Annotated in this window: 16 protein-coding genes and 2 pseudogenes; 7 read left to right on the top strand and 11 right to left on the bottom strand. The window is 69.8% G+C overall.

The genetic code is table 11. The features are described 5' to 3' along the window. Nucleotides 1-73 precede the first annotated feature (73 nt). A complete protein-coding gene (locus tag OG352_RS28755; protein ID WP_329220890.1) occupies nucleotides 74-1,903 on the top strand; it encodes an AfsR/SARP family transcriptional regulator in 1,830 nt (609 codons plus the stop codon). Between the two features lie 85 nt (nucleotides 1,904-1,988). On the opposite strand, the gene OG352_RS28750 is transcribed toward OG352_RS28755, so the two are convergent. The 7 genes from OG352_RS28750 to OG352_RS28720 all read right to left on the bottom strand — a co-directional run bounded on the left by OG352_RS28750 (nucleotide 1,989) and on the right by OG352_RS28720 (nucleotide 12,857). Then, the gene (locus tag OG352_RS28750) at nucleotides 1,989-3,170 is read right to left on the bottom strand and encodes a GNAT family N-acetyltransferase (RefSeq protein WP_329220889.1); all 1,182 of its coding nucleotides are present in this window, start codon (nucleotides 3,168-3,170) and stop codon (nucleotides 1,989-1,991) included. Beyond that, the gene (locus OG352_RS28745) at nucleotides 3,167-8,098 is read right to left on the bottom strand and encodes a non-ribosomal peptide synthetase (RefSeq protein ID WP_329220888.1); all 4,932 of its coding nucleotides are present in this window, start codon (nucleotides 8,096-8,098) and stop codon (nucleotides 3,167-3,169) included. The genes OG352_RS28750 and OG352_RS28745 overlap by 4 nt, the downstream gene beginning before the upstream one ends. 14 nt (nucleotides 8,099-8,112) lie before the next feature. Then, nucleotides 8,113-8,889 carry a thioesterase II family protein gene (locus OG352_RS28740; RefSeq protein WP_329220886.1) on the bottom strand — a complete coding sequence of 259 codons (777 nt, stop codon included), beginning with the start codon at nucleotides 8,887-8,889 and terminating at the stop codon, nucleotides 8,113-8,115. Next, nucleotides 8,847-9,056 carry an MbtH family protein gene (locus tag OG352_RS28735; protein ID WP_329220885.1) on the bottom strand — a complete coding sequence of 70 codons (210 nt, stop codon included), beginning with the start codon at nucleotides 9,054-9,056 and terminating at the stop codon, nucleotides 8,847-8,849. Before OG352_RS28735 ends, OG352_RS28740 begins: the two co-directional genes overlap by 43 nt. A gap of 3 nt (nucleotides 9,057-9,059) precedes the next feature. Next, nucleotides 9,060-10,055, bottom strand: a complete 996-nt coding sequence (gene sbnB / locus OG352_RS28730) for a 2,3-diaminopropionate biosynthesis protein SbnB (protein WP_443072509.1) — start codon at nucleotides 10,053-10,055, stop codon at nucleotides 9,060-9,062. A gap of 38 nt (nucleotides 10,056-10,093) precedes the next feature. Further along, nucleotides 10,094-11,104: a 2,3-diaminopropionate biosynthesis protein SbnA gene (sbnA, locus tag OG352_RS28725; protein WP_329220883.1), complete on the bottom strand. Its 1,011-nt coding sequence runs from the start codon at nucleotides 11,102-11,104 to the stop codon at nucleotides 10,094-10,096. 604 nt (nucleotides 11,105-11,708) lie between these two features. Then, on the bottom strand, nucleotides 11,709-12,857 hold the full coding sequence (locus OG352_RS28720; protein ID WP_329220881.1) for a GNAT family N-acetyltransferase: 1,149 nt from the start codon (nucleotides 12,855-12,857) through the stop codon (nucleotides 11,709-11,711). A 643-nt stretch (nucleotides 12,858-13,500) separates the two neighbouring features. Here OG352_RS28720 and OG352_RS28715 point away from each other — a divergent pair. Then, nucleotides 13,501-14,904, top strand: coding sequence for a hypothetical protein (locus tag OG352_RS28715; RefSeq protein WP_329220879.1), 1,404 nt, complete (start codon nucleotides 13,501-13,503; stop codon nucleotides 14,902-14,904). Nucleotides 14,905-14,913: 9 nt separating this feature from the next. Next, entirely contained in the window at nucleotides 14,914-16,278 is a 1,365-nt protein-coding gene (locus OG352_RS28710; protein ID WP_329220877.1) for an MFS transporter, read from the top strand. 205 nt (nucleotides 16,279-16,483) lie between these two features. Here OG352_RS28710 and OG352_RS28705 read toward each other — a convergent pair whose 3' ends face one another. The 3 genes from OG352_RS28705 to OG352_RS28695 all read right to left on the bottom strand — a co-directional run bounded on the left by OG352_RS28705 (nucleotide 16,484) and on the right by OG352_RS28695 (nucleotide 19,068). Further along, entirely contained in the window at nucleotides 16,484-16,867 is a 384-nt protein-coding gene (locus OG352_RS28705) for a transposase (protein ID WP_329224003.1), read from the bottom strand. Between the two features lie 96 nt (nucleotides 16,868-16,963). After that, entirely contained in the window at nucleotides 16,964-18,223 is a 1,260-nt protein-coding gene (ltrA, locus tag OG352_RS28700; RefSeq protein WP_329220876.1) for a group II intron reverse transcriptase/maturase, read from the bottom strand. A gap of 551 nt (nucleotides 18,224-18,774) precedes the next feature. Next, nucleotides 18,775-19,068 carry a transposase gene (locus OG352_RS28695; protein WP_329224200.1) on the bottom strand — a complete coding sequence of 98 codons (294 nt, stop codon included), beginning with the start codon at nucleotides 19,066-19,068 and terminating at the stop codon, nucleotides 18,775-18,777. A 144-nt stretch (nucleotides 19,069-19,212) separates the two neighbouring features. Here OG352_RS28695 and OG352_RS28690 point away from each other — a divergent pair. Further along, nucleotides 19,213-19,497, top strand: a pseudogene (locus OG352_RS28690) (hypothetical protein); the annotation flags it as partial. Here OG352_RS28690 and OG352_RS28685 read toward each other — a convergent pair. Next, nucleotides 19,483-20,105: pseudogene (locus tag OG352_RS28685) on the bottom strand (DUF5655 domain-containing protein); the annotation flags it as partial. The pseudogenes OG352_RS28690 and OG352_RS28685 sit on opposite strands and share 15 nt — an antisense overlap. A 168-nt stretch (nucleotides 20,106-20,273) precedes the next feature. On the opposite strand from OG352_RS28685, the gene OG352_RS28680 reads away from it, so the two are divergent. From OG352_RS28680 to rsgA, 3 genes are all read left to right on the top strand, one after another. Next, nucleotides 20,274-20,996 carry a M50 family metallopeptidase gene (locus tag OG352_RS28680; protein WP_329220874.1) on the top strand — a complete coding sequence of 241 codons (723 nt, stop codon included), beginning with the start codon at nucleotides 20,274-20,276 and terminating at the stop codon, nucleotides 20,994-20,996. An 82-nt stretch (nucleotides 20,997-21,078) separates the two neighbouring features. After that, on the top strand, nucleotides 21,079-22,428 hold the full coding sequence (aroA, locus tag OG352_RS28675) for a 3-phosphoshikimate 1-carboxyvinyltransferase (RefSeq protein ID WP_329220872.1): 1,350 nt from the start codon (nucleotides 21,079-21,081) through the stop codon (nucleotides 22,426-22,428). A gap of 11 nt (nucleotides 22,429-22,439) precedes the next feature. Then, nucleotides 22,440-23,450, top strand: a complete 1,011-nt coding sequence (rsgA, locus tag OG352_RS28670) for a ribosome small subunit-dependent GTPase A (protein ID WP_329220871.1) — start codon at nucleotides 22,440-22,442, stop codon at nucleotides 23,448-23,450. Nucleotides 23,451-23,519 lie beyond the last annotated feature (69 nt).

The following is a 23,519-nucleotide window of genomic DNA, read 5'->3' as shown; positions in this document are numbered from 1 at the left end:
GCGGTCGGGTCTGACGGTGGCGTCGCCGCCCGGTCCGATGGGGACCGAACGAACATGAAGCAGGGCGAATTTCATGCGAGTCAACCTTCTCGGGCCGCTCCAGGCCTACGGGGACGATCACCGCGTCGACCTGGCGCCGGCCGCCCAGAAAGTACGTCAGACACTGGCACTGCTCGTGCTGAACGCCGGCCGGGTGGTGCCCTTCGGGCAACTCATGGACGAGCTGTGGGACAACGACCCGCCGGCCAGCGCGCACACCGCGCTGCAGACGTACGTGTACCAGCTCAGGAAGCGGTTCTCCCTCGGCAACCCCAGGAGCGGCGGCGCGGTACGGGCGGCCGGCCCGCTGCTGGGCACGGTCGACGGCGGCTACCAGCTGTCGCTGCCCGCCGACCACGTGGACGTCTTCCGGTGCGAGCCGCTGCTCGCCCGTGCCCGTGCGGAGTTCCGTGACGATGACTTCGCACAGGCCCGTGACACGGCCACCGCGGCGCTGCAGCTGTGGCGGGACGATGCCCTGGTGGACGTACGCAAGGGGCCCGCGCTGCAGGCCGAGGCGGTCCGCCTGAAGGAGTTGCGTACCAGCGCACACCACCTGCGGATCGAAGCCGACCTGCACCTCGGCCGGCACCACGAGGTGCTCGGCGAACTCACCTCGATGGCAGGGCGGGAACCCACGAACGAGTGGGCCCAGCGCAATCTGATGACGGCTCTCTACCGCATGGACCGGCGGGCGGAGGCGCTCCAGGTCTACCAGCGGGCACGCGAGCGGATCGCCACCGAGCTGGGTCTCGACCCTTCCCCCGAACTCCAGGCCCTGCACACGGCCATGCTCGCATCGGACGAGCAGCTGCTGCGTCCCGCCGGACGGCTCACGGCCGTGACCGCCGCCCGGGCGCCTTGCCATCTGCCTGCCCCGCGCGAGCGTCTGATCGGACGCGCCGGGCAGCTGGCGCGCATCACCGCGGTGCTGGCCGGCCGGGCGCGGGCGGACCGGCCGCTCGTGATCGTGGGGGGCGTTCCCGGCACGGGGAAGAGCGAGCTGTGCCTGCATGCCGCGCATCAGGTGAGTGGTCACTACCCGGACGGAAGGCTCTACGCGCGTCTCCGCGACGGCGCCGGCCGGCGGGTGCGGCCCGCCGAGATCCTCCGCTCGTTCCTGCGTGGACTCGGCGCGACGGAGGAGCAGTTGCGACTGGGCACGACCGACCTGAGCCTGCTGTTCCGTAGCTGGACCGCCGACCTGCGCGTCCTGGTGGTGCTCGACGACGTGTGCGACGTACGGGACTTGACGCCGCTGCTGCCGTCTGGCGGCGGCTGCGGCGTGGTGATCGGCAGCCGACGGCGGCTGTTCGTGTCATCATCGGCGGTCCACGTCGAACTGGCGGGACTGCCCTTCGACGACTGTCTGCACCTGCTGGCATCCTCCGTGCCGAGCCACCGGACCACCATGGACCCGGAGGGGCTGCGACAGCTGGCCGGGTTGTGCCGGGGGCTGCCGGGCGCGCTCTTCGCGGTCGCTTCGCAGTTGCGCCGCCGCCCGCACTGGACGGCCCGTCAGGCCGCTGCCTGGGTCCTCGCGTCCGGGGGCGCCGACAGCGATCCGCTGGGCGTGCGGGCCGGATTCGACCGGACGCTCGCGACGCTGCCCGCCGAGTCGCGGTCCCTGGCGTACGCGCTGTTGTCTCCCGGCGTCCCCGATCGGCTCACGCCGGCGCTTGCCGCCGCGGCCCTGGGGATCAGCGACCAGCGGGCCGAGGATCTGCTGGAGGAGCTGGCGGAGAGCTACCTGCTGCGTGCACGGCCCCTGTGCGTGAACGGCCGGTTCTCCTACGAGTGGGAGCCTGGGGTGCGCCCGCTCGCGGCGCGGCAGAGCAGCGCGCCGACCACGTGCTCCGCCTGACGGCCACGGTTCCAGGACGACTTCAGTGGGTGGGAAACGGCGGACCGCGAGGTGAGGACACCGCGGTCCGCGGACCCGCACGAGGTCAGTCCAGGAGCCAGTCGTCGGTGTTGATGCCACCCACCACGTATTTGTCGTGCTTGGTTACGAAAGCCGCCGCTCGGGTCCGGTTGTACTCGCGCACGACACTGTCCTGTGCCTCCAGCGGCCGGTCCACGCCGACGAACACGCTGTAGAGCGGGGTGGGTTGGGCTCCTCGGCGCATCTTGGCCTCAAAAGTGTTGATGCCCAGGTGAATGTTGCGGACGCTGCGGCCCACACCGGCTGCGATCTGGTGGTAGAACATCAAGTTGTAGTAATCGTCGGCGTTGGGCACCGAGTAGTCGAACCCGGCGGCTCGGGCGTACAGCATGTCGTGCTGCCGGTAGCGCAGCAGAAAACCGACAGTCTTGTCGTTCTCTTTGCTGAGCAGCACCGAGCTTTCATCGCCGAGGAAACGGCTCTGCCGATCGAAGACGGCCACCGCGCGCTCCTCGTCGTAGGTGCTGTGTCCGTACTTCTGCATGAGTGCGCGGTTCAGCGGCGCGATCTCCTTGGCCACCTCTGGCAGCGTCAGCTCGGTCACGACACGCCCGCTCTCCCGGAATCTGCGCAACTCGCGGCGAACGCGCTGCCGTCGGCCGGCGGGCAGCCAGGCGACGTAGTCGTCGAAGTCCGCCCACAGGCCGATCGGGATGCTGGTCTCGACGTTGTGCAGGAGCAGTACCGCTCCGTCCGAGGCGTGCGCCTTCACCAACTCGCGTGCCGTCTCCAGCGGTAGGTAGCAGTAGGCCAGCACGCTCGAGCCCGCCTGCCCGGCCAGCCGCAATGCTTCCGCAGTGAGGCGGCCGAGGGCCGACTCCCGCTGCTCAACCGAGGCGTTCACGTGCCCGGGCACCTGTCCGCGAAACTCCGACCAACCCGCCGCGACGGATATCGGCCTCGCGTTCAGGTGGGCTGCTCGCTCGTCACTGATCACCTCGCCCAGCAGGTCTCCGGGGTTGTAAAGATCGTGCGGCACGTCGGTGAAGGAGTACACCTCCAGATTCGCGACCGGGGTGCCGTCGCTGTCGTGTGCCAGCAGGTAGCGGGCGTGCGCCTCGGGTGGCAGCGCCTCCTCGCGCACTCCCGCGAATCCGCTGGTGGAATAGATGTTGGCACCGACCGTGAGCGTGTCCCAGTCATGGGCGGGCAACTCCGCGAAGGAGTCATAGGCAGAGACAGTCATCGCTGTGCGTTCTCCTCCAGGGCCTCGGCGAGGCCCGCGACGGTGGGGTTTCTGAAGACCAGGACCGGCGGGACCCGGCGTCCGAGTCGCTCGCTGAGCCGGCCCGCGACCGTGGTGATGGTCAACGAGGTGCCGCCGACGTCGAAGAAGTCGTCCTGTGGCCCGAAGTCCTCGTCGACGCCCAGGCACTCCCGCCACACGTCGGCGACGAGGAGCTGCTGCTTGGTGACCGCCCGGCGGGCGGCGGGGCCCGGGGCGGGCACCGGACGTGGGTCGGGCAGTGCGTCCCGGTCGACCTTGCCGTTCGGGGTGAGAGGGATCTCGTCGATCACGGTGTAGCTCTGCGGCAGCATGTAGGGCGGCAGTTGCTCCGCCAGGTGCGCGCGCAGCTCTGCCGGGTCCGGTGCGGGTGGGTCGGGGTGCTCGGGGATCAGGTAGGCCGCCAAATGATCCTCACCGGTGCGGGTGTGGCGCACGGCCAGCACGCAGCCGGCGAGGGCGGGATGGGTCTGGAGCGCGGACTCGATCTCGCCGAGCTCGATGCGGAAGCCGCGCAGCTTGACCTGGTGGTCGTTGCGGCCGAGGAAGACCAGATTCCCGTCGGGCAGCAACCGGACCACGTCGCCCGTGGCGTACATACGGGCGCCGGGCTCGGCGACGTACGGGTCGGGCAGGTACGCCGCGGCCGTGCGGGCCGGCCTGCCGAGATAGCCGCGGCCGACCGCGCTGCCGCCGACATGGAGCTCGCCCCGACAGCCCGGGGGGACCGGGCGTAGTCGCGGGTCCAGAACGTAGAGGTGCGCGTTGTCGGTCGCCCCGCCGAACGGGACGCTCGGGTGATGGCTGTGCCGGTCGAGCAGCTCCTCGGTGATCGGGCAGAACGCCGAGGTGACGGTCGCTTCGGTGGGCCCGTACTCGTTGAAGACCTGGCATCCCGGCGCGGTGGCGGACAGGATGCGGCGGGCCACATCGTGCGGCACGGCCTCGGCACCGGTGAACACCAGGCGGACGGAGCCGAGTCGGGCAGCGGGATCCGTACCAGATTCCAGCAGGATCCGCATCTGCGAGGGCGTCGCGTTGAGCGTGGTGATGCCGCGCTCGGCGACCTCTCGCAGGAACTCCTCGGGGTCGTAGGCGGCAGTGGGGCTCGCCAGGTGCAGTTCGGCCCCGGACACCAGGCACTGGAAAATCTCCCAGACCGAGTTGTCGAACGCCACCGAGTGGTTGAGCAGGGCCCGGTCCCGCCCGGTGAGCCGGCACAGCCGCTGGTTCCACTCCAGGAACCCGGTGATGTTGGCATGGGTGATCGCGACACCCTTGGGGTTGCCGGTCGAGCCGGACGTGTAGATCACGTAGGCGAGGTGGTGCGGTTGTGCCTCCTCGGCCGGCTCGGGGTCCGCCCCGGGTTCCTGGTCCACCGCCACGAGACGCACGCCGTCGCCGAACAGGGCCGAGGTGGGGTGCCCCGGGTCCGCGACGACCAGGCGTACGCCCGAGTCGGCCAGCAGGTACTGCAGCCGGTCAGCCGGGTAGCCGGGGTCCAGCGGGACGTAGGCACCGCCCGCCTTCAGCACGCCCAGCAGGGCGACCACCAGTTCCACCGAGCGTTCCAGGCAGACGCCGACCAGGCTTTCGGAGCGCACGCCCCCGGTCCGCAGCTCCCGGGCCAGGGCCGAGGCCCGCGCGTCGGTCTCGGCGAACGTCAGCGACCGGCCGTCGCCCACGACGCAGACCGCGTCCGGGGTGGCCCGCACCTGGCGGTCCCACAGCCGGACCAGGGTGGTCGGCTCGGGCAGCGGCTCGGCCCGGTTGCCGATGGAGAGGGCACGAAGCTCATCGACCGAGACGATCTCCAGCTCGGACAGTCGGGCCGTGGCGCCGGACACCATCTGCTCGATCACCCGCAGGAAGTGCTGGCCGAGGCCCCGGACGAAGTCGGCTTCGAACAGGTCGGTGGCGTACTCGATGGAGATGCTGAGGTCACCGGCCCCGGCGGCGTGGTCCGTCACGTCGAAGGCGAGGTCGAAGCGGGCAGTGCCGAGCCGTCCTTCCAGCTCCTTGCGGTCGTACAGCTCGGTGACGTGACCGGCCCTCGGCTCCTCGTGCAGAGCGAGCAGCACCTGGAAGAGCGGGTTACGGCTCAGGTCGCGCTCCGGGCACAGCTGCGCCACCAGTTTCTCGAAGGGCAGCTCCTGGTGCGCGTACGCCTGCCGCGCGACCTCGCGGACGCGGCCGAGCGCCTCGCGCCAGGTCGGGTCGCCCGACAGATCGGTGCGCAGGACGACGGTGTTCACGAAGTAGCCGACCACATCGTCCAGTTCTGGGCGCGGCCGGCCGCCTGCCAGGGTGCCGACGGCGACATCGTTCTCGTCGGCGTACCGGCCGAGCAGCACCTGCAACGGGGCCAGCAGGCCCATGAACAGGGTGACGCCCTCGGCCCGGCACAGCGTGCGCAGCCGGTGCGTCAAGTCAGCAGGGATGCACAGCAGTTCGCGGCGACCGCGGTGGCTCGCGACGGCCGGCCGGGGTCGGCTGGTCGGCAGCTCCAGGACGGGCACGCCGGACAGCCGGGTGCGCCAGTGGTCGAGCAGCCGCTCCAGCTCAGCGTCCGTTAGTCGCTCGCGCTGCCAGGCCGCGTAGTCGGCGTACGTCACGGGCAGCGGTGCCGGGGCGGGGCGGCGGCCGGCGGCGAGCTCCGTGTAGAGCTCGCCCAGTTCCCGCACCATCAGGTCCATCGACGCGCCGTCGCACGCTATGTGATGAATCGTCAGCAACGCGATGTCACGGCTCGGGGTGCGCAGCACGTCCGCGCGCAGCAGCGGTGGGCGGTCGAGGGCGAAGGGGGCGTGGATCCGCTCGGTCACCAGCGCGTCCAGGTCCTCCTCGGCGACCTCGGTGCAGCGCAGCGGCACAGGTCCCGGCTCGCGCAGTTCGGGGCGGACCCGGCCGTCGACAGCGACGAGCGCCGTGCGCAGCGCCGGGTGCCGGTGCACCAGCGCGGACAGGCAGTCCTGCAGCAGCGTCAGGTCGACGCGCCCACCGGGCAGGCCCAGGGCGACCGGCAGGTGGTAGGCGGGCACTGCGTCGTTCAGCTGCTCGAAGAACCAGATCCGTTCCTGGCCGAAGGAGAGTTCGGCGGTCGAGGCCGCGGGAATCGGCTCGTCGTCCGAGGGCGCCACGCCGTCCAGGGCGGCAGCGAGCGCGGCGGGTGTCGGATGCGCGAAGACCGACTGGGCGTCGACCGGCAGGCCGAGCTCCGCACGCAGCCGAGCCACGACCCGTATCGCGGTGAGCGACTGACCGCCCAGGGCGAAGAAGTCGTCGTACGGGGACACGTCGTCGAGCCCGAGCACCTCGGCCCACACGCGGCGCACCACCGCGGTGTGCGGCGGCAGCGGGACGCCGTCGGGCACCGGCCTGTCTGCCCGGACCGGGCTGTACGGGATCCGCTTCACGGCGCCGCGGTCGGCCTTGCCCGCAGGGGTGCGGGGCAGGCCGTCGAGCACGGCGTAGCCCTGGGCCACCATGTGGGCGGGCAGCCGCCGCGCGAGGTGGTCACGGACCTGGCGGGGCAGGTCCTCGTGCCCGCGCGCGTCGTGGGCGGGCACGAGGTACGCCACCAACTGGTCGCCGCCGGCCGCCTCGCGGTCGACGACCACCACCGCGTCCGTGACGAGGGGGTGGCTGCGCGCGCAGGCCTCGATCTCGCCGAGCTCGATACGGAAGCCGCGCACCTTGACCTGGTCGTCGTCGCGCCCCAGCACCTCCAGAATGCCGTCGGCGGACCACCGGGCGACATCGCCGGTCCGGTACAGGCGCCCGGAGGCGTCCCCGAACGGGTCGGGCACGAACCGGTCCGCGGTCAGCGCGGGCCGGTTGAGGTAGCCGCGCGCCACGCCCGCGCCGCCGATCCACAGCTCGCCGGTGACTCCCGGGCCGGCCTCCCGCCCGCCCTCGTCGACGACGTACAGCCGGGTGTTGGACAGGGCCGTACCGACCGTGACCCGGTCGGCGACGGCGTCGATGCGGGCGGCGGTGGCCCACACCGTCGCCTCGGTCGGCCCGTACAGGTTCCACAGGGTGCCGCCGGTGGCAAGCAGGTCGCGGGCCAGCTGCGGATCGAGTGGCTCACCGCCCGACAGCAGGACCCGGCCGTGCCCGTCCGTCCAGCCGGACGCCAGCAGCATCCGCCAAGTGGTGGGGGTCGCCTGGACGACGCTCACACCCGCCTCGGCGATGGTGGCGGCCAGCAGTTCGGGGTCGGTGTTGGCGGCGCGCGGGGCCATCACCACCGTCGCTCCCCGGGTCAGCGGCAGGAACAGTTCCAGCGCCGAGATGTCGAACGACAGCGGGGTCAGCGCGAGGACCCGGTCGTCCGCCCCGAGGCCGGGCCGTTCGGCCGCACTCCGCAGAAACGAGGCGATCGCCGCGTGGTCGACGGCCACACCCTTGGGCAGGCCGGTCGAACCGGAGGTGTAGATGACGTAGGCCAGGTGGTGCGGGCGTACCACCGGCGCCACCGGTGCGGCAGGTTCAGTGGGGAGGTCCTCGACCAGCAGGACGTCGGCCGCGCCGGACGCCAGGGCCTGCGCACGGTGGTCCGCGTCGCACAGCCATGGTCCGGCCCCCGAGTCGGTGGTCATGTACCGCAGCCGGTCGGCCGGATAGCCCGGGTCGAGGGGCAGGTACGCGGCACCCGACTTCAGGATGCCGAGCAGGGCCACGACCATCTCGACCGAGCGGCCGAGACAGACGCCGACCAGGTCCTCCGATCCGAAGCCGCGTGCCTGTAGTTCGGCGGCGAGTGCCGTGGCCCGGCGGTCCACGTCGGCGTAGGTGGCGCGGTGTACTCCCGCGACGACGGCGACCGCGTCGGGTGTCGCGGCTGCCTGCTGCTCCCACAGTGCGACCAGGGTGCTCGGCGCCATGAACGGATCCTTCCTCATCCCCGCGCGGGGAAGGTGCGTGTGATCGTCTCCGCCAGCTGTCGTTCCGCGCCGCGCACATACAGGTGGGGAACGCCCGGGAACAGGTGCAGTTCGAAGTCGGCCGAGGTGTGCTCGCGCCAGGCGACGAGTTCCGTCTCGCCGACGCTGTCGTCGTCCGAGCCTGCCAGAACGGTCAGCGGACAGGGCAGGGGTGCCTCGGCCCGGTGCGTGTACGTCTCGCACAGCGTCAGGTCCGCACGCAGCACCGGCAGCAGCAGCTGCTGCAATTCGGCGTCCACGCCGTCGAATTCGGCGGTGGCGAGCAGCTTGTCGTCCGGCAGCGTGTGCCTCGGGTCGCCGTCCGGCATGCCGGGGGCGCGCATGCCCGACAGGAACAGGCGGTCAGGCAGGCGCGTGCCGAGTGCGCGCAGCCGCCGGGCCGTCTCGAAGGCGATCAGGGAGCCCATGCTGTGTCCGAAGAAGGCGTACGGCAGGTCGGTGTGATCAGCGATGAGCGGCGCGAGCGCGGCCACAGCGTCGTCCAGGGACGTCAGGGCCGGTTCGGCGAGCCGGTTCTCCCGGCCGGGCAACTGGACCGTACAGACTTCGACGCTGTCCGGCAGATACGCCGCCAGCCGGTAGGCGGAGGCACCTGCTCCGGCGTGCGGGAAGACGAACAGACGCCGCTGCGCGGTGAGTTCGCGGCTGTCGAGCCCGCGCAGCCAGGCCGCTGCGAGGGCGGCGGCCGTCATCGTGACGCTCGCACGGAGCGCGGGGTCAGGTCGGTCCACACCTGCTCGATGTGGTCCAGGCACTCCTGGCGGGTGCCCTGCGCGCCGGTTGCAGTCCAGCCGGCGGGCAGGGCACGGTCGGCGAACCAGATCGAGTACTGCTCCTCATGGTTCACCACGACGACGTACCGGTCCCCGGCGGGGCGCGGGGCGGGTGAGGTGCTCATGCGTCAGGCCCCCACTCCGGTGAAGAAGTCACTCTCGCGGCGGCCCCGGCCCGCCGCGACGACCCGGTCGTGCACCCACTTGCCGACAGCGAGGTCGAGTACGCCGAGTCCGAACGGCGAGAAGATCGCCGGGCGTCCGTGGTTGCGGCGCAGCCGCTCGCGCAGCAGGTCGGCGAGGGTGCCGTCGATGAAGTCGCGGTTGCCGGTGCGCTGTTCGGTCAGGTGCAGCGAAGTGCGCTCGCGCACGGCGTGGTCGACGTCGTCGGTGAAGTTCTGGGCGGCGAGGATCATCTTGGGGGAGAGGTCGCGCAGCGACAGGTGCAGCACCACCGGGTTGTGGGCCAGCAGCTGGGGGTCGTGCAGGTGCGGTTCGCCGGCCACCGTGGTCAGCAGCACCAGGTCGCAGTCGGTGAACGCGTCCTCCACCTTGTCGGCGACCACGATCTCGGCCTCTGAGTGCTCGGCCACGACGGCGCCGAAACGGCCCGCCGCCGCCGGGTCGAGGTCGAAGAGCCGGAAGCCGTCGATCTCCCAGTCGAGATCACGCAGGAACCGCCATACGTGCTGGGCGATCAGACCCGTGCCCACGATGCCGACCCGGCGGGCTCGGCGCGCGCCGAGCAGCGTCTGCGCGCCGAGCACCGCGGAGGCCGCGGTCCGCGTCGCCGAGACGATCGAGGACTCCATGCAGGCGAACGGGTAGCCGGTGACGCAGTCGTTGAGGATCAGCGTGGCCGAGGCGCGGGGGATTCCGTGCCGCGTGTTGTCCGGAAAGCTGGCGATCCACTTGTTGCCGGCGACCTCGAACTCGCCGCCCAGATAGGCCGGCAGGGAGATGATGCGCGGCCGGTCCTGGTGCGGGAAGCGCAGGAACGAGCTGTGCGGGTTCGAGCTCTGTCCGGCGTCGTGCGCGAGGTAGGCGGCACGGACGACCTCGATGAGCTCCGGACGGTGACGGTCCGTCTCGGCGGCGATGTCGCCCGCACCGATCACGGTCATCGGCGGCGGGTACGGGGTGGGCACGGGGCGGTTCTCCTTCAGTTGGCGGCCAGGGCTTCGACGCTGTGTTTGGCATCTGTGCGCAGTTGCTGGACCCAGGTGGGGTTGTAGATGGTCTGGGCGTAGGCGTGGCCGCGGTCGGCGGCGATGAAGGCGACCCGGGGGCGGTGTGTGCCGGGTGGGTGTTGGGTGAAGTGGTTCTGGATGGCGGCGTAGGTGCTGCCGGTGGAGCCTCCGGCGTAGAGGCCGTGGGTGGTGGCGAGGGTGCGGCAGGCTTCGGCGGTGCGTGCTTCGGGGACGATCTCGACGTGGTCGATGAGTGCCTGGGTGCACAGTGGGGGGATGATGCTGGAGCCGATGCCGGGGATGCGTCGTTTTTTGGGTGGGCCGCCGAAGATGACGGAGCCTTCAGCGTCGACGGCGATGATGTGGCAGTGGGGGTAGGTTTCTTTGATTCGGTGGGAGAGTCCGGCGATGGTGCCGCCGGTGCCTACGCCGACGAAGAGGTAGTCGAGGGGTCCGGCTTGTGTGATGAGTTCGGTGGCGGTGAAGCGGTGGTGGGCGTCGCGGGCGTCGGGGTTGGCGTATTGGTTGGGCCAGTAGGCGGAGTGGAGTTGGGTCAGGAGTTCCTGTACGCGGGACAGGCGGGCTTTGAGGTAGCTGCCGGTGGTGTCGCGGAGGGTGACTTTTTCCACGTGTTCGCACAGGAGGCGGAGTTGGGTTTCGGTGGCGTGGTTGCAGTGGGGGTCGATGACCGGGATGAAGGGGATGGCGAGCATGCGGCAGTAGAAGGCCAGGGCCAGGGCGAAGTTGCCGGAGGATGATTCGATGACAGTGGTGTCGTGTGTTATTTCGCCGCGTCTGATTGCCTGTTCCAGGATCCACAGTGCTGAACGGTCTTTGCTGCTTCCGGTGGGGTTGCAGAATTCCAGCTTGGTGACGATGTCGCATCGCTCGTCGGCCAGGGGAATCAGGGGGGTTTCGGTGAGGCCCCTGCGGATTTGCCGTGTCCGTTCGATCAGAGGTTGATCAGCACGTCGGTGGAGCATGGGGCGAGTGTGGCATGGGGTCGGTGGGGGCGGCTCAATCGCGACTCAAGTGCGGTGCGACAAAAACTTGGTGAGGGAAAAGAGAGGGGCTGTCCATCCGTCCACGACTTTCTGGTCGCCGGCCTCGAAGTCGGCCTCTCCGGCGTCGGCTCGCACCGAATCTCGGCCTCTCTGTGACCGCGCAATCCGCTGACCAGCCGCTGCGCGCAACGGGCACCGCCGCGTCATGGCCGGCTGGCAGGGGCGCGGGCACGGACCCGTGCCAGGGGCAGAGGGCGCCCACCCGTCGCACCCAGGACGAGCCGAGCGCGACAGCGGGCCCATGTGAGTTATGCGCTGTCGAACTGCCCAACCGTGACGTGGGGCCGGAAGGCGACGCGGACAAGTGGACGAGCCCGGCGCGACCCTGGCATTGCCCGGGTCGGTACGCGACTTGCTGGTACGCGTGTTCCGGTGCGCGTCGGCCATGTCCTTGTGTATCAGAAGGTGCTCTGGATCCCGGTCGCATGCTGAGTGTCGTTGTCCTTCCTCAGCGTAGATTTCCACACGAGCGGGTCGGGTCCGCGGCGTTAGGAAACTCCTTTCACTGCGGCGGCAGTTGGCCTCAGCAGTAAGGGTCCCAGAGCTCGTACTCCAGGGCGGCGGAAATTGCGGGCGAGGAGTCTCGCAGGCGGGCGAGCAGGGCGCGGTTGTGCTCGCGGATCTCCTCGCCGTACCCGGCCAGCGGGCTGTCCTCGGACAGGTCCAGCAGCCACAGCGGTCGGAGCGTCGCGCCGCGCAGCGCCTTTCCTTCCGCGGTCTCGGTGCCCGCGTGCACCCACCGCACTCCCGGCAGCCGCGCCGCCATGTAGTAGGTGATGTTGAAGTACTCGGCGGCAGAGGCGAGTCGGTCGTGGTCGAGACCGAGTGCCCGCAGATACACGGTGTCGCCCCAACGGTAGTACTGGCAGAAGCCGACCGGCGGTTCACCGGGGCGCGAGCACAGCACCACTTCGGCGCGCGAACCGGCGAGTTCGCCCTGCTTGCGGAAGGACTCGGCCGTCGCGGCCACGTCGATGGTCCTGCCGTAGCGCAGTAGCGAACGGGCCAGCAGCCGGGCGACGTCCTGCCAGGACTCGGCGAGCGTTCGGTGCTCCACCTTGTATCCGGCCTTCTCGAACTTCCGTACCTCGCTGCGAATACGACGGGCCCGGTGCGCGGACAGCGATTCCAGCCAGGCGTGGTAGCCGCCGGGCGGGATCTCGATCCAGGCGTCGGTAGTCAGCGCGACCGGGGCGGTCCGCACCCCCGCCGCGCGCAGCGCCCGCACGTCCTCGGTGGTCAGGTACATCGCCACGCGGGCGATCTTCGACTCCTCGTGCAGCGGTGAGCGCAGCGCGCGGACCGCGTCGAGCACCGCGGCGGCGGCCTCGGTCCGATCAGTTCCCTCGCCGGTCAGCAGGTGCGCCAGATAGCCGCGGCGCTGGCCGACGAGCAAGCCGCCCGGTTCGGGCGCCGGTAGGCCGCGCGCGGCAAGCAGGTCGTGCCACTGCAGGGGCGGGTTGGGCTCGTCGGCCACCGCCGCCACGGGGATGGCGGCCCGGCCGCCGCCTGGGGTCTCGACGTGCAGTCCACCGGAGACCGACCCGGGGTCGAGGGCGCACTGGCGCAGCCACAGCGCCGACGAGTAGAACCTGCCGTCGGCGAGCCCGTCCCACTCGGTGTCCCCGAGCCCGCCGACGGCGTCGGTGAAGGTGTCCGTCGTGGCGGTCATGGCGCCTCCCATAGTCTCTCTGCCCGACCGTGCCCGCGAGTCCGCTGGGCGATCGGACGCAGAGTGTGCGGAACATCTTGCGTAGGTGATAACTGACCATGTGCGGCGAGTGGTTGATGCGGGTGGCAATCTGGCTGTCGGTGAGGCCGTTGCCGACCGGGGTGGCGATTACCCGGTCGATCTCTCTCCCCCCGCCGCTGAACGCGGCGAGCAGGATGAACAGCCCACAGTGTGAGGAGATTTCGCCCGGCAGCAGCCGGATCACCCGGTAGGAGCTGGATGAGCAGCCTGACGTTTCCTTCCGCGGCGCCGGCTCGGGTGGCAGCGAGAAGACGCACTCGACTTCGGGCCCCCGCGGCACGTTCGGCGGGTCAGGATCCGGACGACGACGGCCGGGGAGAAGTCCGAGATCCGTTCCACGGGCGCTCGCCACTCTTGCGGCACAACCGAAAACAGACGTCCCCCCATGGCCGCAGAACCATTCCTTTCGGGTGTTCAAGCATCCTACTGATAACACAGATGTTCCGTGTCCGCAGGGGGCGGCAACCGAGAATTGAGCCGCAGTTGAGTCGCTTCGCAGACCGGGGTGAAACAGTGCCCCTGCGGGCTGGGGAGCCCAGTCACCATCGAGCAGGGAGACTTCATGCCGGCGGAGCGGGTAACAGCCCAGTACAACGAGGAGTTCCGCACACCGGGCAGCGAGTTGCCCGCGGTCGCCCAGCACGTAAAGGACTTCCCGACGCTCGCACCTTGGCATGGCGAGTATTTGGCCAGACCCCTCTTCGTCGTCGAGCGTGAGATTCTCGAGTTCGCCGATGACCTGCAGAACCTCGTCGAAACACTTCTTTCCTTGCCGGACCGGATGTTCGGCGGCGATCTGGAGGCATTCCGGTCGGTGCTCGGCATCAGCGACGGCCGCTGGGAAGCGATACGGCGGTTCGGCGACATGGTGCCACCCCACTATGGCCGGGCCGACATGTACCACGACGGCACCTCGTTCAAACTCCTCGAGTTCAATCTGGGGAGCGAGGCCGGCGGTTGGGGTCTCGCGAGTGAAATCTCCAGGGCGGCGATGGAGGTCGACGCCTTCGCCGGCTTCGCGCGCCGGAATCGGCTCGGTTACGTGCATCCCGTTCGCGCCGCGGTGGAGGCGCTGCGCCGCTTCGGCGCCCGGGTGGCGCCCGGCCGCGAGCCGGTGGTGGCCCTGCTGGAATGGCGTGGCGGTCTGACGGACTACGGCGAGTTCTGGCTCAACTTCCAGTCCGCACTGCGCTCGGCGGGCCTCGACATCCTGGTGGCCGAGGTCTCCGACGTGCACGAACGCGGCGGGGCGCTCTACCTCGGGGACACGAAGATCGACGTGGTCTACCGCTCCTTCGTCCCGGACCAGATCGACGAGGAACCCGACGGCTGGGACCTGGTCGCACCCCTGCTGCGTGCGCACCGGGCGGGCGGGACGCTGCTGTGGACCCCGCTTTCCAGCAACATGTTCGCCAACAAGGCCTGTATGGCGCTGCTTTCGGACCCGGCGCGGCGGCGCAACCTCAGCGAGGACGAGTGCCGGCTCATCGACCGGGTGCTGCCCTGGACCCGGCTGATCAACACTGACGCGCTCAAGACCGACACCGACCTCGTCGACGAATGCCTGGAGCGGCGAGAGCAGTTGATCCTGAAGGTCAACGCGCGCGGCGGCGGAGCCGGCGCCGTGGTGGGCTGGGAAACGGACGACGCCACCTGGCGGCGGGCTCTGGAGGACTCCGCCGCCGAAGGATGTATCGTACAACAGAGAGTGATCCCCCGGCCTGAGCTTGTGGTGGACCCGATATCCGGGGAAACCGAGGAATGGCATGCGGCCTATGGCATGTTCTACACCCCGCATGGTTATGCAGGAGCATATGCCAAGGTGGTGCCGGCCGGTTCGGGCAGCGTCATTTCCGTCATGTCGCGACCCAGGGCGCGCTGCGCAGCCGTCTTCCATCAGAGCGAGCTGCCCGCCGCGGGCGAAGTGCCTGCCGCGGGCGAATTGCCCGCCGATGCGGCGAAGTAAAGAGAAGTCATGATGCCGCAGTATTCCCCCGCGCCTTCGGCGTGGCGTCGGATTGAGACGGCCTGGGGTCTGCCGGACCTCGCGGGGAAAGGCCGATTCGTCGCGGCCAATCTGATCGACAGCCTGGGAACCGGGTTGGTGATGGCGTTCACCGTCGTCTTCTTCGTGAAGACGACGTCGCTGTCACTGGTCGCCGTCGGCGCAGCGCTGACCGCCGGCCAGCTGCTCGCCCTGCCCGTTCCGCCTTTTATCGGGCTCCTGTTGGACAAATACGGTCCACGCATCGTGGTGGCTGCGGGTAACTGGATTTCGGTGGCCGGATTCATCGGTTTCCTGTTCTCGCACGCGGTCTGGCAGATCGTGCTGTGGCAGTTCGTGGTGCAACTGGGTTCCACCGCTTTCTGGATGGGCAACAGTCCGCTCATCGTGCTGGTCGCTCGGGGCGTCGAGCGGGCCCGCTGGTTCGGCTTCGTCCGTGCCCTGCGCAATGTCGGCGTCGGTTTCGGCGGCGCCGCGTCCGCGGTGGCCCTGAGCATCGGAACCGTCGCCGGGCTGCGGGCGGTCGTGGTGATCAACGTGGTCACCTTCGCCGTCGCAGGCTGGCTTGTGATCACCTTCCGGGGCGCGGACACGAGCGAGGCGGCCGGCACCGGGCCCGCGGAGCCGAAGCCCGTCGAGCCGGAGCAGGTGGTGGGCGAAACCACCGGACAGCTCTCGGGCGGCTATCGCACCGTGTTGAAGGACACCCGGTATCTGCGGCTGGCCGCGACGAACATCTCCTTCGCCTTCGCCTCCACGGTGATCACGGTGCTGCTCGCCGTCTACGCGGCGGACAACCTCGATGTCGGCGCCTGGGTCGTCGGCGTGCTCGTCGTGCTGAACACGGTCATGGTCACGCTGCTCCAGACCCTTGCCAGCCGGTGGAGCGAGGCCCACAGGCCGGTGACGGCGCTGATGCTGGCCCTGGTGTTCAACGCGGCGTCGTTCGCCGTCTTCGGCACGCTGCTCGTGCTGCCCGGCTGGGCGGTGATCGCCGGGCTGCTGATTGCGATGGTGCTCTACACCGTGGCCGAGATCCTCGGCACGCCGGCGACCAGCGAACTGAGCGTGGTGATGGCGCCCGAGCATCTGCGGGGCCGTTATCTGGCTGTCTACCAGCTGTCCTGGTCGGTCGGCGGTGCTGTCGCCCCGGCGCTGCTCACGGCACTGTTGGAGGGCGGTGCGGCGCTGCCCTGGGTGTTCCTCACCGCGATCAGCGTGCTGGCCGTACCACTCGTGCTCGGGCTCGACCGACAGCCCGCGGCCACGAGCGAGGCCGCACCGACCAGGGACGTCGCCCCCGTGGAGCGGCTTGACGGCGACCCCGTCGGCTGAGCCTGCCCGCGCCTGTCGAGCGCGCACCGCGCTCGACGCCGACCGCCGTCTGGATGACGAAGTCCTCGTCGTCAGCCGTGAGCAGGCGGGGACGGCTTCCCGCCCATTGAGCGACTCTGACGCGTAAATAACTGCAGGTGGTTGGGGTTGGGGCAGGGGTGCGGGCCCGGTCGGGGCGTCTCCGCCGGGCTTCGGCCGTGCTCGGTCATCCGGCGGCTTCGAGGGGGTCGAGGGTGATGCGGTAGCCGAGCTCGTTGAGCCGGGACACTGCTCGGCGTGCGGCCCGCTCGGGGTCCCGCTGGGTGAAGTAGCTGCCGCCGAGCTCGTGATAGGGCACGTTGTCGTGGAGCATGTGCCAGACCGCAGTAATGATCGAGTGTTCGACGGCGACGAGGGCCTTGATCGGGCCGCGGCGGGCGGTCAGCCGCTTGTAGCGGGCTTGCAGGAACGAGTCCTTGGCCCTTGCCGCTCCGAATGCGGCCATTCCGAGGGCCCCTTTGAGGTAGGGGTTGCCGGTCCGGACCCGGGTGCTGCGGATCCGGCCGGCCGACTCGTGATGGCCGGGACACAGTCCGGCCCAGGAGGCCAGGTGCCTTATCGAGTAGCCGAGGGGGATCTCACCCCTCGGCCCTCACAGAACCGTGCGTAAAAGTCTCCCGTTACACGGCTCTTGTCGTTCTGATCTTCAGATCTCGCAGGCCGCGGTGGTGAGACGCCAGTGCGCGAACATCCGCGGGTACCGCTGTGCGATCTCCACGAGCTTCGCGTGGGCCTTCCGGCGGCTTGCGAGCCGCTTGTACTTCTTGCGGATCCAACGCACCAGGTAGGCGTTGATGCGCATCACGAAGGGGAACAGCTCCCACGGCCGGAAACGTCCGTAGTAGTTGATCCACCCCCCGACCACACGGTTGATCGTGCGGGCGAGGTCTCCGAAGGAGGTGCCGCTACGAAGGTGCAATTGCCATGAACGCACCTCGCGACCGATCCGGGTCAGGGCCTGCCTGCTGATGGCCGGCTCGAACGACAGGAACTGCTTGCCGTGCCGATTCCGGTTCTTCCTGGGGCGGAACGTGTACCCGAGGAACGTGAACGACGTGTGCTCATAGGAGCCACGCCGGTACGAGTCCTTGCAGTAGACGATCCGGGTCTTGTCCGGGTGCAGCTGCAACCCGACCTCGACCATCCTGTCCCTGAGCGCGGCCAGCACATGGCGGGCCTGGCGCTCGGTGACGCAGTGCAGCACCGCATCGTCCGCATAGCGTTCGAACCAGACGCTCGGGAACTCCCGGGCCATCCAGGTGTCGAACGCGTAGTGCAGGAACAGGTTCGCCAGGACGGGAGACACCGGGGCCCCTTGCGGGGTTCCGCGTTCCCGTTCCAGCAGGGAGCCATCGGGCAGGACGAGCGGGGCGGCGAGCCACCGCCGCACGTACAAGTTCACCCAAACGGCGTCGGTGTGAGCCTCCACCGCCTTGACCAGCAGGTCCCAGGGCACGCTGTCGAAGAACTTGGCGATGTCGAACTCCACCACCCAGTCCCGCTTCCAGCAGCGCTCCCGGCACCTTTCCACCGCGTCCAAGGCGGACCGACCAGGCCGGTATCCGTAGCTGTCCGGGTGGAATACAGGGTCCACCCTTCGCATCAGATGCCGGGCAACGACGGTCTGGGCCACACGATCGGCGACAGCGGGAATGCCGAGCATTCTCGTGCCGCCTCCGCTTGGCTTAGGAATCTCCACCGCGCGCACCGGCGGCGGGAAGTACGAGCCCGACGACATACGGTTCCATACCTTGTAAAGGTTGCCCTTCAGGTCCTTCTCGAAGTCCTCGATGCTCTGCCCGTCCACGCCGGGTGCGCCCCTATGTGACCTGACTTCCTCCCACGCCTCCTTGACTTCCCACTTCGAAATATCAAACGGCTTGATCTGAGACTTCAACTGGCCCATCGCACTCCTCCCGGGCTACTGCCCGGTTGATGTGATCAACTCAGTCACGAACGACCCGGCCCCTTCGCTCCACCCTCATTACAGGGGCTTCGTCACTACTACGGGCCGGTCTGCCAGCAGGGTCCGCATCGGTACTCGACCCCTTACGGTGTCCTCCGCTTGGGGCACTCCCTCTCCCCCGACCTTGCGTCAGGGCGTATCGGACCTGCCTTCTCCTGTTCCATGCGAGAGCCGCAGACCGGACTCACGTCGCCTACATGCCGGACACCGCCTGGCCAATAAACGGGCACCCGCCAGGCTCATCCCGGAGTTCTTGACACACCCCGGTTTCGATGTCGTCTGGTTTCCTTACGACACGTCAGCAGCGATTCACTTGCGTTCGTCTTTCCGGTCCCCACCTGACGCCTCTTACGACGCCTTTTCCTCATCGCTCACCACGACAGTCTTCAGCTAACGCAGCATGAGGCGGTTTGAAGCCTCCCCCCGCAGGGCGGCTCCGAAGGGCCACGAAACCTTCATCTCTCGCACAGCATCACTTCCGGAAATCGCTCCTACATGCAACTTCCTTCCATGTTCAGGACACACGCCGAGGGGAAACGGGCCATGTCACCTCCGGTCTCGGCCACGATCACCTCGGCCACCGCCTGGTTCACTCCCGGGATCGTGTCCAGCAAGTCCAGGACCGGGTGGAATGGGATCATCGCCTCCTCGATGCGGGCCGTCAGCTGGTTGATGGCCTCGGACAGGTGGTCGTACTGGTCGAGGCAGAGGCGGGTCAGGAAGGCGTGGTGTTCGCGGAAGCGGCCTGTCAGTGCCTGGCTCAGCTCGGGAATCTTGCTGCGCATGCGGCGCTTGGCGAGGTCGGCGATGTCGGCGTACGACCTAAGCTCCCCAGCCGCGTACGGATGAACGTCCCCAGCTATGTCGCGGGAAGCAGCACGGCTGAGATCTTGGTTGAGATCGTCAGGCCGGCTGGAGACACTCGCACGATGAGTCGTAGCGCATCGCCCGAATCGGTCGGCCGAGGCTGGGACGGGCCGTGGTACCGGGTTCGCACAGACGCCTTCGAGGCATCGTTCCTGCCGAGCCCGGCCGAGGAGTTGGACTCGGTGTGCAACGTCGATGTCTTCGTGGACCTCAAGGACGGCTCCCGGTGGAGCGCGACTGTCTTCACGGTCGCCGAAGTCGAACGCTTGATGGAGACCTGGGCAGGAAGCGGCGAGGCTCTCGGCGGCCGCTGCTTCTGGATCTCGGACGGTCTGCTTGCGCTCGACACAGTTCACGCCGTCCCCGAGCCCGAGCAGCGCCTCGTCGACCGCACCCGCCAACTCCACCATCGACGCGCCCTGGACGTCGGCCGCCGCCCGAGCAACCGCCTGTCGGCGCACCCGGCGGGCCACTTGCATGCCGCCGCTCACCGACGCCACGGTCTCAAGCCCGAGCAGGTCGCTGCCGAAGCTCGGTAGCGGACCAGGTCGATCGAGCGCCGGTGCTCGCGCACGGCATGCACGTCGTAGCGGGTGAAGTCGCCTGCGATACAGATCAGGCGCGGTCCACTCCACAGGACCTGGGACGCGGCCGTCACCCCGAGCCGGTCCCGGACCAGGGGCCGGAACTCTGCCTTGTGGTCCATCAGCCACGCCATGTAGTAGAGGCCCTGATGGATCACGCCGGCGTCGGTGCCGCGCTTGAATTCCACGACCACCGCCGCCCCGTTCTCGTCGAGGCCCAGAGAGTCGATTCGGCCGCCGTGAACCGGCCCGGTGCTGTACTCGCTCGCCAGGAACCGGACCCCTAGCATCGTCTCCATGTGCGCCTCGACGAGGCCCTGCACATCCGCCTCGACCTCACAGGTGCCTTCAGGCCAGCACACAGTCAGCACAGGTACAGCAAGAGCCCCGGATCATTCCGGGGCTCTAAAGCTGTGATCTGCATGTTTGCCGTCAGGAACGATCGCTGCTAAGTCAGCGTCTCAGATACCGTCCGCACATACGTGCCACACTGCCAGACTCCGTACGACCAGAGGGAGCCACCTCAGACCATGGCCAGCATGGACAGCATCGCCGCCACCGCGCTGCCCGACCTGTGGGACCGTCTCGTCGGCACCCAGACCGATCCCGACCTGTGGGTGGTGATCGCCACGGCGGTCGCGGCCCTCGCGGTGGTCGTGCCGCACAGCCTCTGGCGTCTCTCGCGCAACGCCATCACCATCGCCCACGAGGGCGGCCACGGTCTGGTCGCGCTGCTGACCGGCCGCCGGCTCACCGGGATACGCCTGCACTCCGACACCAGCGGCCTGACCGTCAGCCGCGGCAAGCCGCACGGCCTCGGCATGATCCTCACGGCGGCCGCCGGCTACACCGCTCCCCCGCTGCTCGGGCTGGGCGGCGCCGCCCTCCTCGGCGCGGGCCGCATCACCCTCCTGCTGTGGCTGGCGACGGCCCTCCTGGTGGCGATGCTGGTGATGATCCGCAACGCCTACGGCGCCCTGACGGTGGTCCTCACCGGCGGCACGTTCCTGCTGGTGTCCTGGCTGGCCGGCCCCCAGGTGCAGGCGGCCTTCGCGTACGCGGTGGTGTGGTTCCTGCTGCTCGGCGGGGTCCGCCCGGCCTTCGAACTCCAGTCGAAGCGCGCACGCGGCGGCGCCGGCGACTCGGACGCCGACCAGCTCTCCCGCCTGACCCACGTCCCGGCGGCCCTGTGGCTGTTCCTCTTCCACGCGGTGAGCCTGTGCGCGCTGATGGGCGGGGGTCGCTGGCTGCTGGGCCTGTGACGTCCGCGGCCGCGCCGCGGGGCGCGGCCGGCCAAGACGCCGCCGCCGCACCCGAACGCCGACCGGCGACTAAAGTGGCCGCATGCCCGTGAACCCCGCCCACACCGCCCTCTGGCCCGCCCCGTACGCGAGCGAGGCCGTCGACGCGACGGTCCACGTGCCGGGGTCGAAGTCCGTCACCAACCGCGCTCTCGTCCTCGCCGCCCTCGCCTCCGAGCCCGGCTGGCTGCGCCGCCCGCTCCGCTCCCGAGACACCCTGCTGATGGCGGGCGCCCTGCGCGAGCTGGGCGTCGGCATCGAGGAGACCGTGTCGTCCAGCTCCTCCGTGGCGGGCGGCCCCGAGGGCACCGGCGAGGCCTGGCGCGTCCTCCCGGCCGGGCTGTCCGGCCCCGCCACGGTCGACGTCGGCAACGCGGGCACCGTCATGCGCTTCCTCCCCCCGGTCGCCGCCCTCGCCGACGGCCCCGTCCGCTTCGACGGCGACCCGCGTTCGTACGAGCGCCCCCTGAACGGCGTCATCGACGCGCTGCGCGTCCTCGGCGCCCGGATCGACGACGACGGCCGGGGCGCGCTGCCGCTGACCGTGCACGGCTCGGGTGCGCTGGACGGCGGGCCGGTGGAGATCGACGCGTCGTCGTCCTCCCAGTTCGTGTCGGCGCTGCTGCTCTCCGCCCCCCGCTTCAACCAGGGCGTGGAGGTCCGGCACACCGGCTCCTCGCTGCCCTCCCTGCCGCACATCCGGATGACCGTGGACATGCTGCGCGCGGTCGGCGCCCAGGTGGACACCCCGGAGTCGGGCGGCGAGCCGAACGTCTGGCGGGTCACGCCGGGCGCGCTGCTCGGCCGGGACCTGACGATCGAGCCGGACCTGTCCAACGCCCAGCCGTTCCTGGCGGCGGCGCTGGTGACGGGCGGCCGGGTGCTGATCCCGGACTGGCCTGCCCGCACCACCCAGCCGGGCGACCGGCTGCGCGAGATCTTCACCGAGATGGGCGGCTCCTGCGAACTGACCGACTACGGCCTGGTCTTCACCGGCTCGGGCTCGATCCACGGCATCGACGTCGACCTGGGCGACGTCGGCGAGCTGACCCCGGGCATCGCGGCGGTCGCCGCCCTCGCGGACTCCCCGTCCACCCTGCGGAACGTGTCCCACCTGCGCCTGCACGAGACGGACCGGCTGGCCGCGCTGACCAAGGAGATCAACGAACTCGGCGGCGACGTCACCGAGACCGCCGACGGCCTGCACATCCGCCCGCGCCGGCTGCACGGCGGGATCTTCCACACCTACGACGACCACCGCATGGCGACGGCCGGCGCGATCATCGGCCTGGCCGTGGAGGGCGTGCAGATCGAGAACGTGGCGACGACGGCGAAGACCCTGCCGGACTTCCCCGACCTGTGGACCGGGATGCTCGGGACGTCCGGGGTATAGGGACTTCCGCCATGCGCCGCTACGGCAAGCACACCGACGAGGACGACATCCGCAGCCGCCCGAACCGCAAGGGCAACCGGCCGCGTACGCATATCCGGCCCAAGCACGAGGACTCCGTCGAGGGCATGGTCCTCACCGTCGACCGGGGCCGGCTGACCTGCCTCGTCGAGGACCGGATCGTCCTCGCGATGAAGGCCCGCGAACTGGGCCGCAAGGCCGCGGTCGTGGGCGACCGGGTCGACATCGTCGGCGACCTGTCCGGTAAGAAGGACACCCTCGCCCGCATCGTCCGCATCGCGCAGCGCACCTCGGTGCTCCGCCGCACCGCGGACGACGACGACCCGTTCGAGCGCGTGGTCGTCGCCAACGCCGACCAGATGGCCGTCGTCACCGCGCTGGCCGACCCGGAGCCGCGCCCCCGCCTGATCGACCGCTGCCTGGTGGCGGCGTTCGACGGCGGCCTCACCCCGCTGCTGGTCATGACGAAGTCGGACCTGGCATCGCCGGACAAGCTGCTGGAGCTGTACGGCCACCTCGACATCCCGTACGTCGTCACCAGCCGCGAGGAGCTGGAGAACGGCGACGCGGCGGACCGGGTGCGCGAGCTGCTGGCCGGGCGGACCACGGCGTTCGTCGGGCATTCGGGCGTCGGCAAGACGACCCTGGTCAACGCGCTGGTCCCGGAGGAGCTGCGGCGGGTGACCGGCCATGTCAACGCGGTGACCGGCCGCGGCCGCCACACCACGACGTCGGCGCTGGCCCTGCCCCTGGCGGGCACGGACGACTGGGTGATCGACACTCCGGGCCTGCGGTCCTTCGGCCTGCACCACGTCGACCCGTCCCGGGTGGTCCTCGCCTTCCCCGACCTGGTGCCGGGCACCGAGGGCTGCCCGCGCGCGTGCAGCCACGACGAGCCGGACTGCGCGCTGGACGCATGGGTGGCCGAGGGCCACGCCGACCAGGCCCGGCTGTACTCCCTGCGCCGGCTGCTCTCGACGCGCGAGCGCACGGAAGGCGACTGACCACCGCGTTGTTTGCGTCGCCCCGAGTCCGGTAAGTGCATAATCGCACCGAGCCGGACCGGGCCGGAC

Source organism: Streptomyces sp. NBC_01485 (assembly GCF_036227125.1).
Lineage (GTDB): Bacteria > Actinomycetota > Actinomycetes > Streptomycetales > Streptomycetaceae > Streptomyces.
The sequence above is the reverse complement of the archived record's forward strand: the minus strand, read 5'-3'. Positions and strand labels throughout refer to the sequence as shown.

What these genes read in the sequence shown, in the direction of transcription:
- OG352_RS28755 (WP_329220890.1), top strand. Translation starts at nt 74, where the DNA reads ATGCGAGTCAACCTTCTCGGGCCGCTCCAGGCCTACGGGGACGATCAC.
- OG352_RS28750 (WP_329220889.1), bottom strand. Translation starts at nt 3,170, where the DNA reads ATGACTGTCTCTGCCTATGACTCCTTCGCGGAGTTGCCCGCCCATGAC.
- OG352_RS28745 (WP_329220888.1), bottom strand. Translation starts at nt 8,098, where the DNA reads ATGGCGCCGAGCACCCTGGTCGCACTGTGGGAGCAGCAGGCAGCCGCG.
- OG352_RS28735 (WP_329220885.1), bottom strand. Translation starts at nt 9,056, where the DNA reads ATGAGCACCTCACCCGCCCCGCGCCCCGCCGGGGACCGGTACGTCGTC.
- sbnB (WP_443072509.1), bottom strand. Translation starts at nt 10,055, where the DNA reads ATGACCGTGATCGGTGCGGGCGACATCGCCGCCGAGACGGACCGTCAC.
- sbnA (WP_329220883.1), bottom strand. Translation starts at nt 11,104, where the DNA reads ATGCTCCACCGACGTGCTGATCAACCTCTGATCGAACGGACACGGCAA.
- OG352_RS28720 (WP_329220881.1), bottom strand. Translation starts at nt 12,857, where the DNA reads ATGACCGCCACGACGGACACCTTCACCGACGCCGTCGGCGGGCTCGGG.
- OG352_RS28715 (WP_329220879.1), top strand. Translation starts at nt 13,501, where the DNA reads ATGCCGGCGGAGCGGGTAACAGCCCAGTACAACGAGGAGTTCCGCACA.
- OG352_RS28710 (WP_329220877.1), top strand. Translation starts at nt 14,914, where the DNA reads ATGATGCCGCAGTATTCCCCCGCGCCTTCGGCGTGGCGTCGGATTGAG.
- ltrA (WP_329220876.1), bottom strand. Translation starts at nt 18,223, where the DNA reads ATGGGCCAGTTGAAGTCTCAGATCAAGCCGTTTGATATTTCGAAGTGG.
- OG352_RS28695 (WP_329224200.1), bottom strand. Translation starts at nt 19,068, where the DNA reads ATGCGCAGCAAGATTCCCGAGCTGAGCCAGGCACTGACAGGCCGCTTC.
- OG352_RS28680 (WP_329220874.1), top strand. Translation starts at nt 20,274, where the DNA reads ATGGACAGCATCGCCGCCACCGCGCTGCCCGACCTGTGGGACCGTCTC.
- aroA (WP_329220872.1), top strand. Translation starts at nt 21,079, where the DNA reads ATGCCCGTGAACCCCGCCCACACCGCCCTCTGGCCCGCCCCGTACGCG.
- rsgA (WP_329220871.1), top strand. Translation starts at nt 22,440, where the DNA reads ATGCGCCGCTACGGCAAGCACACCGACGAGGACGACATCCGCAGCCGC.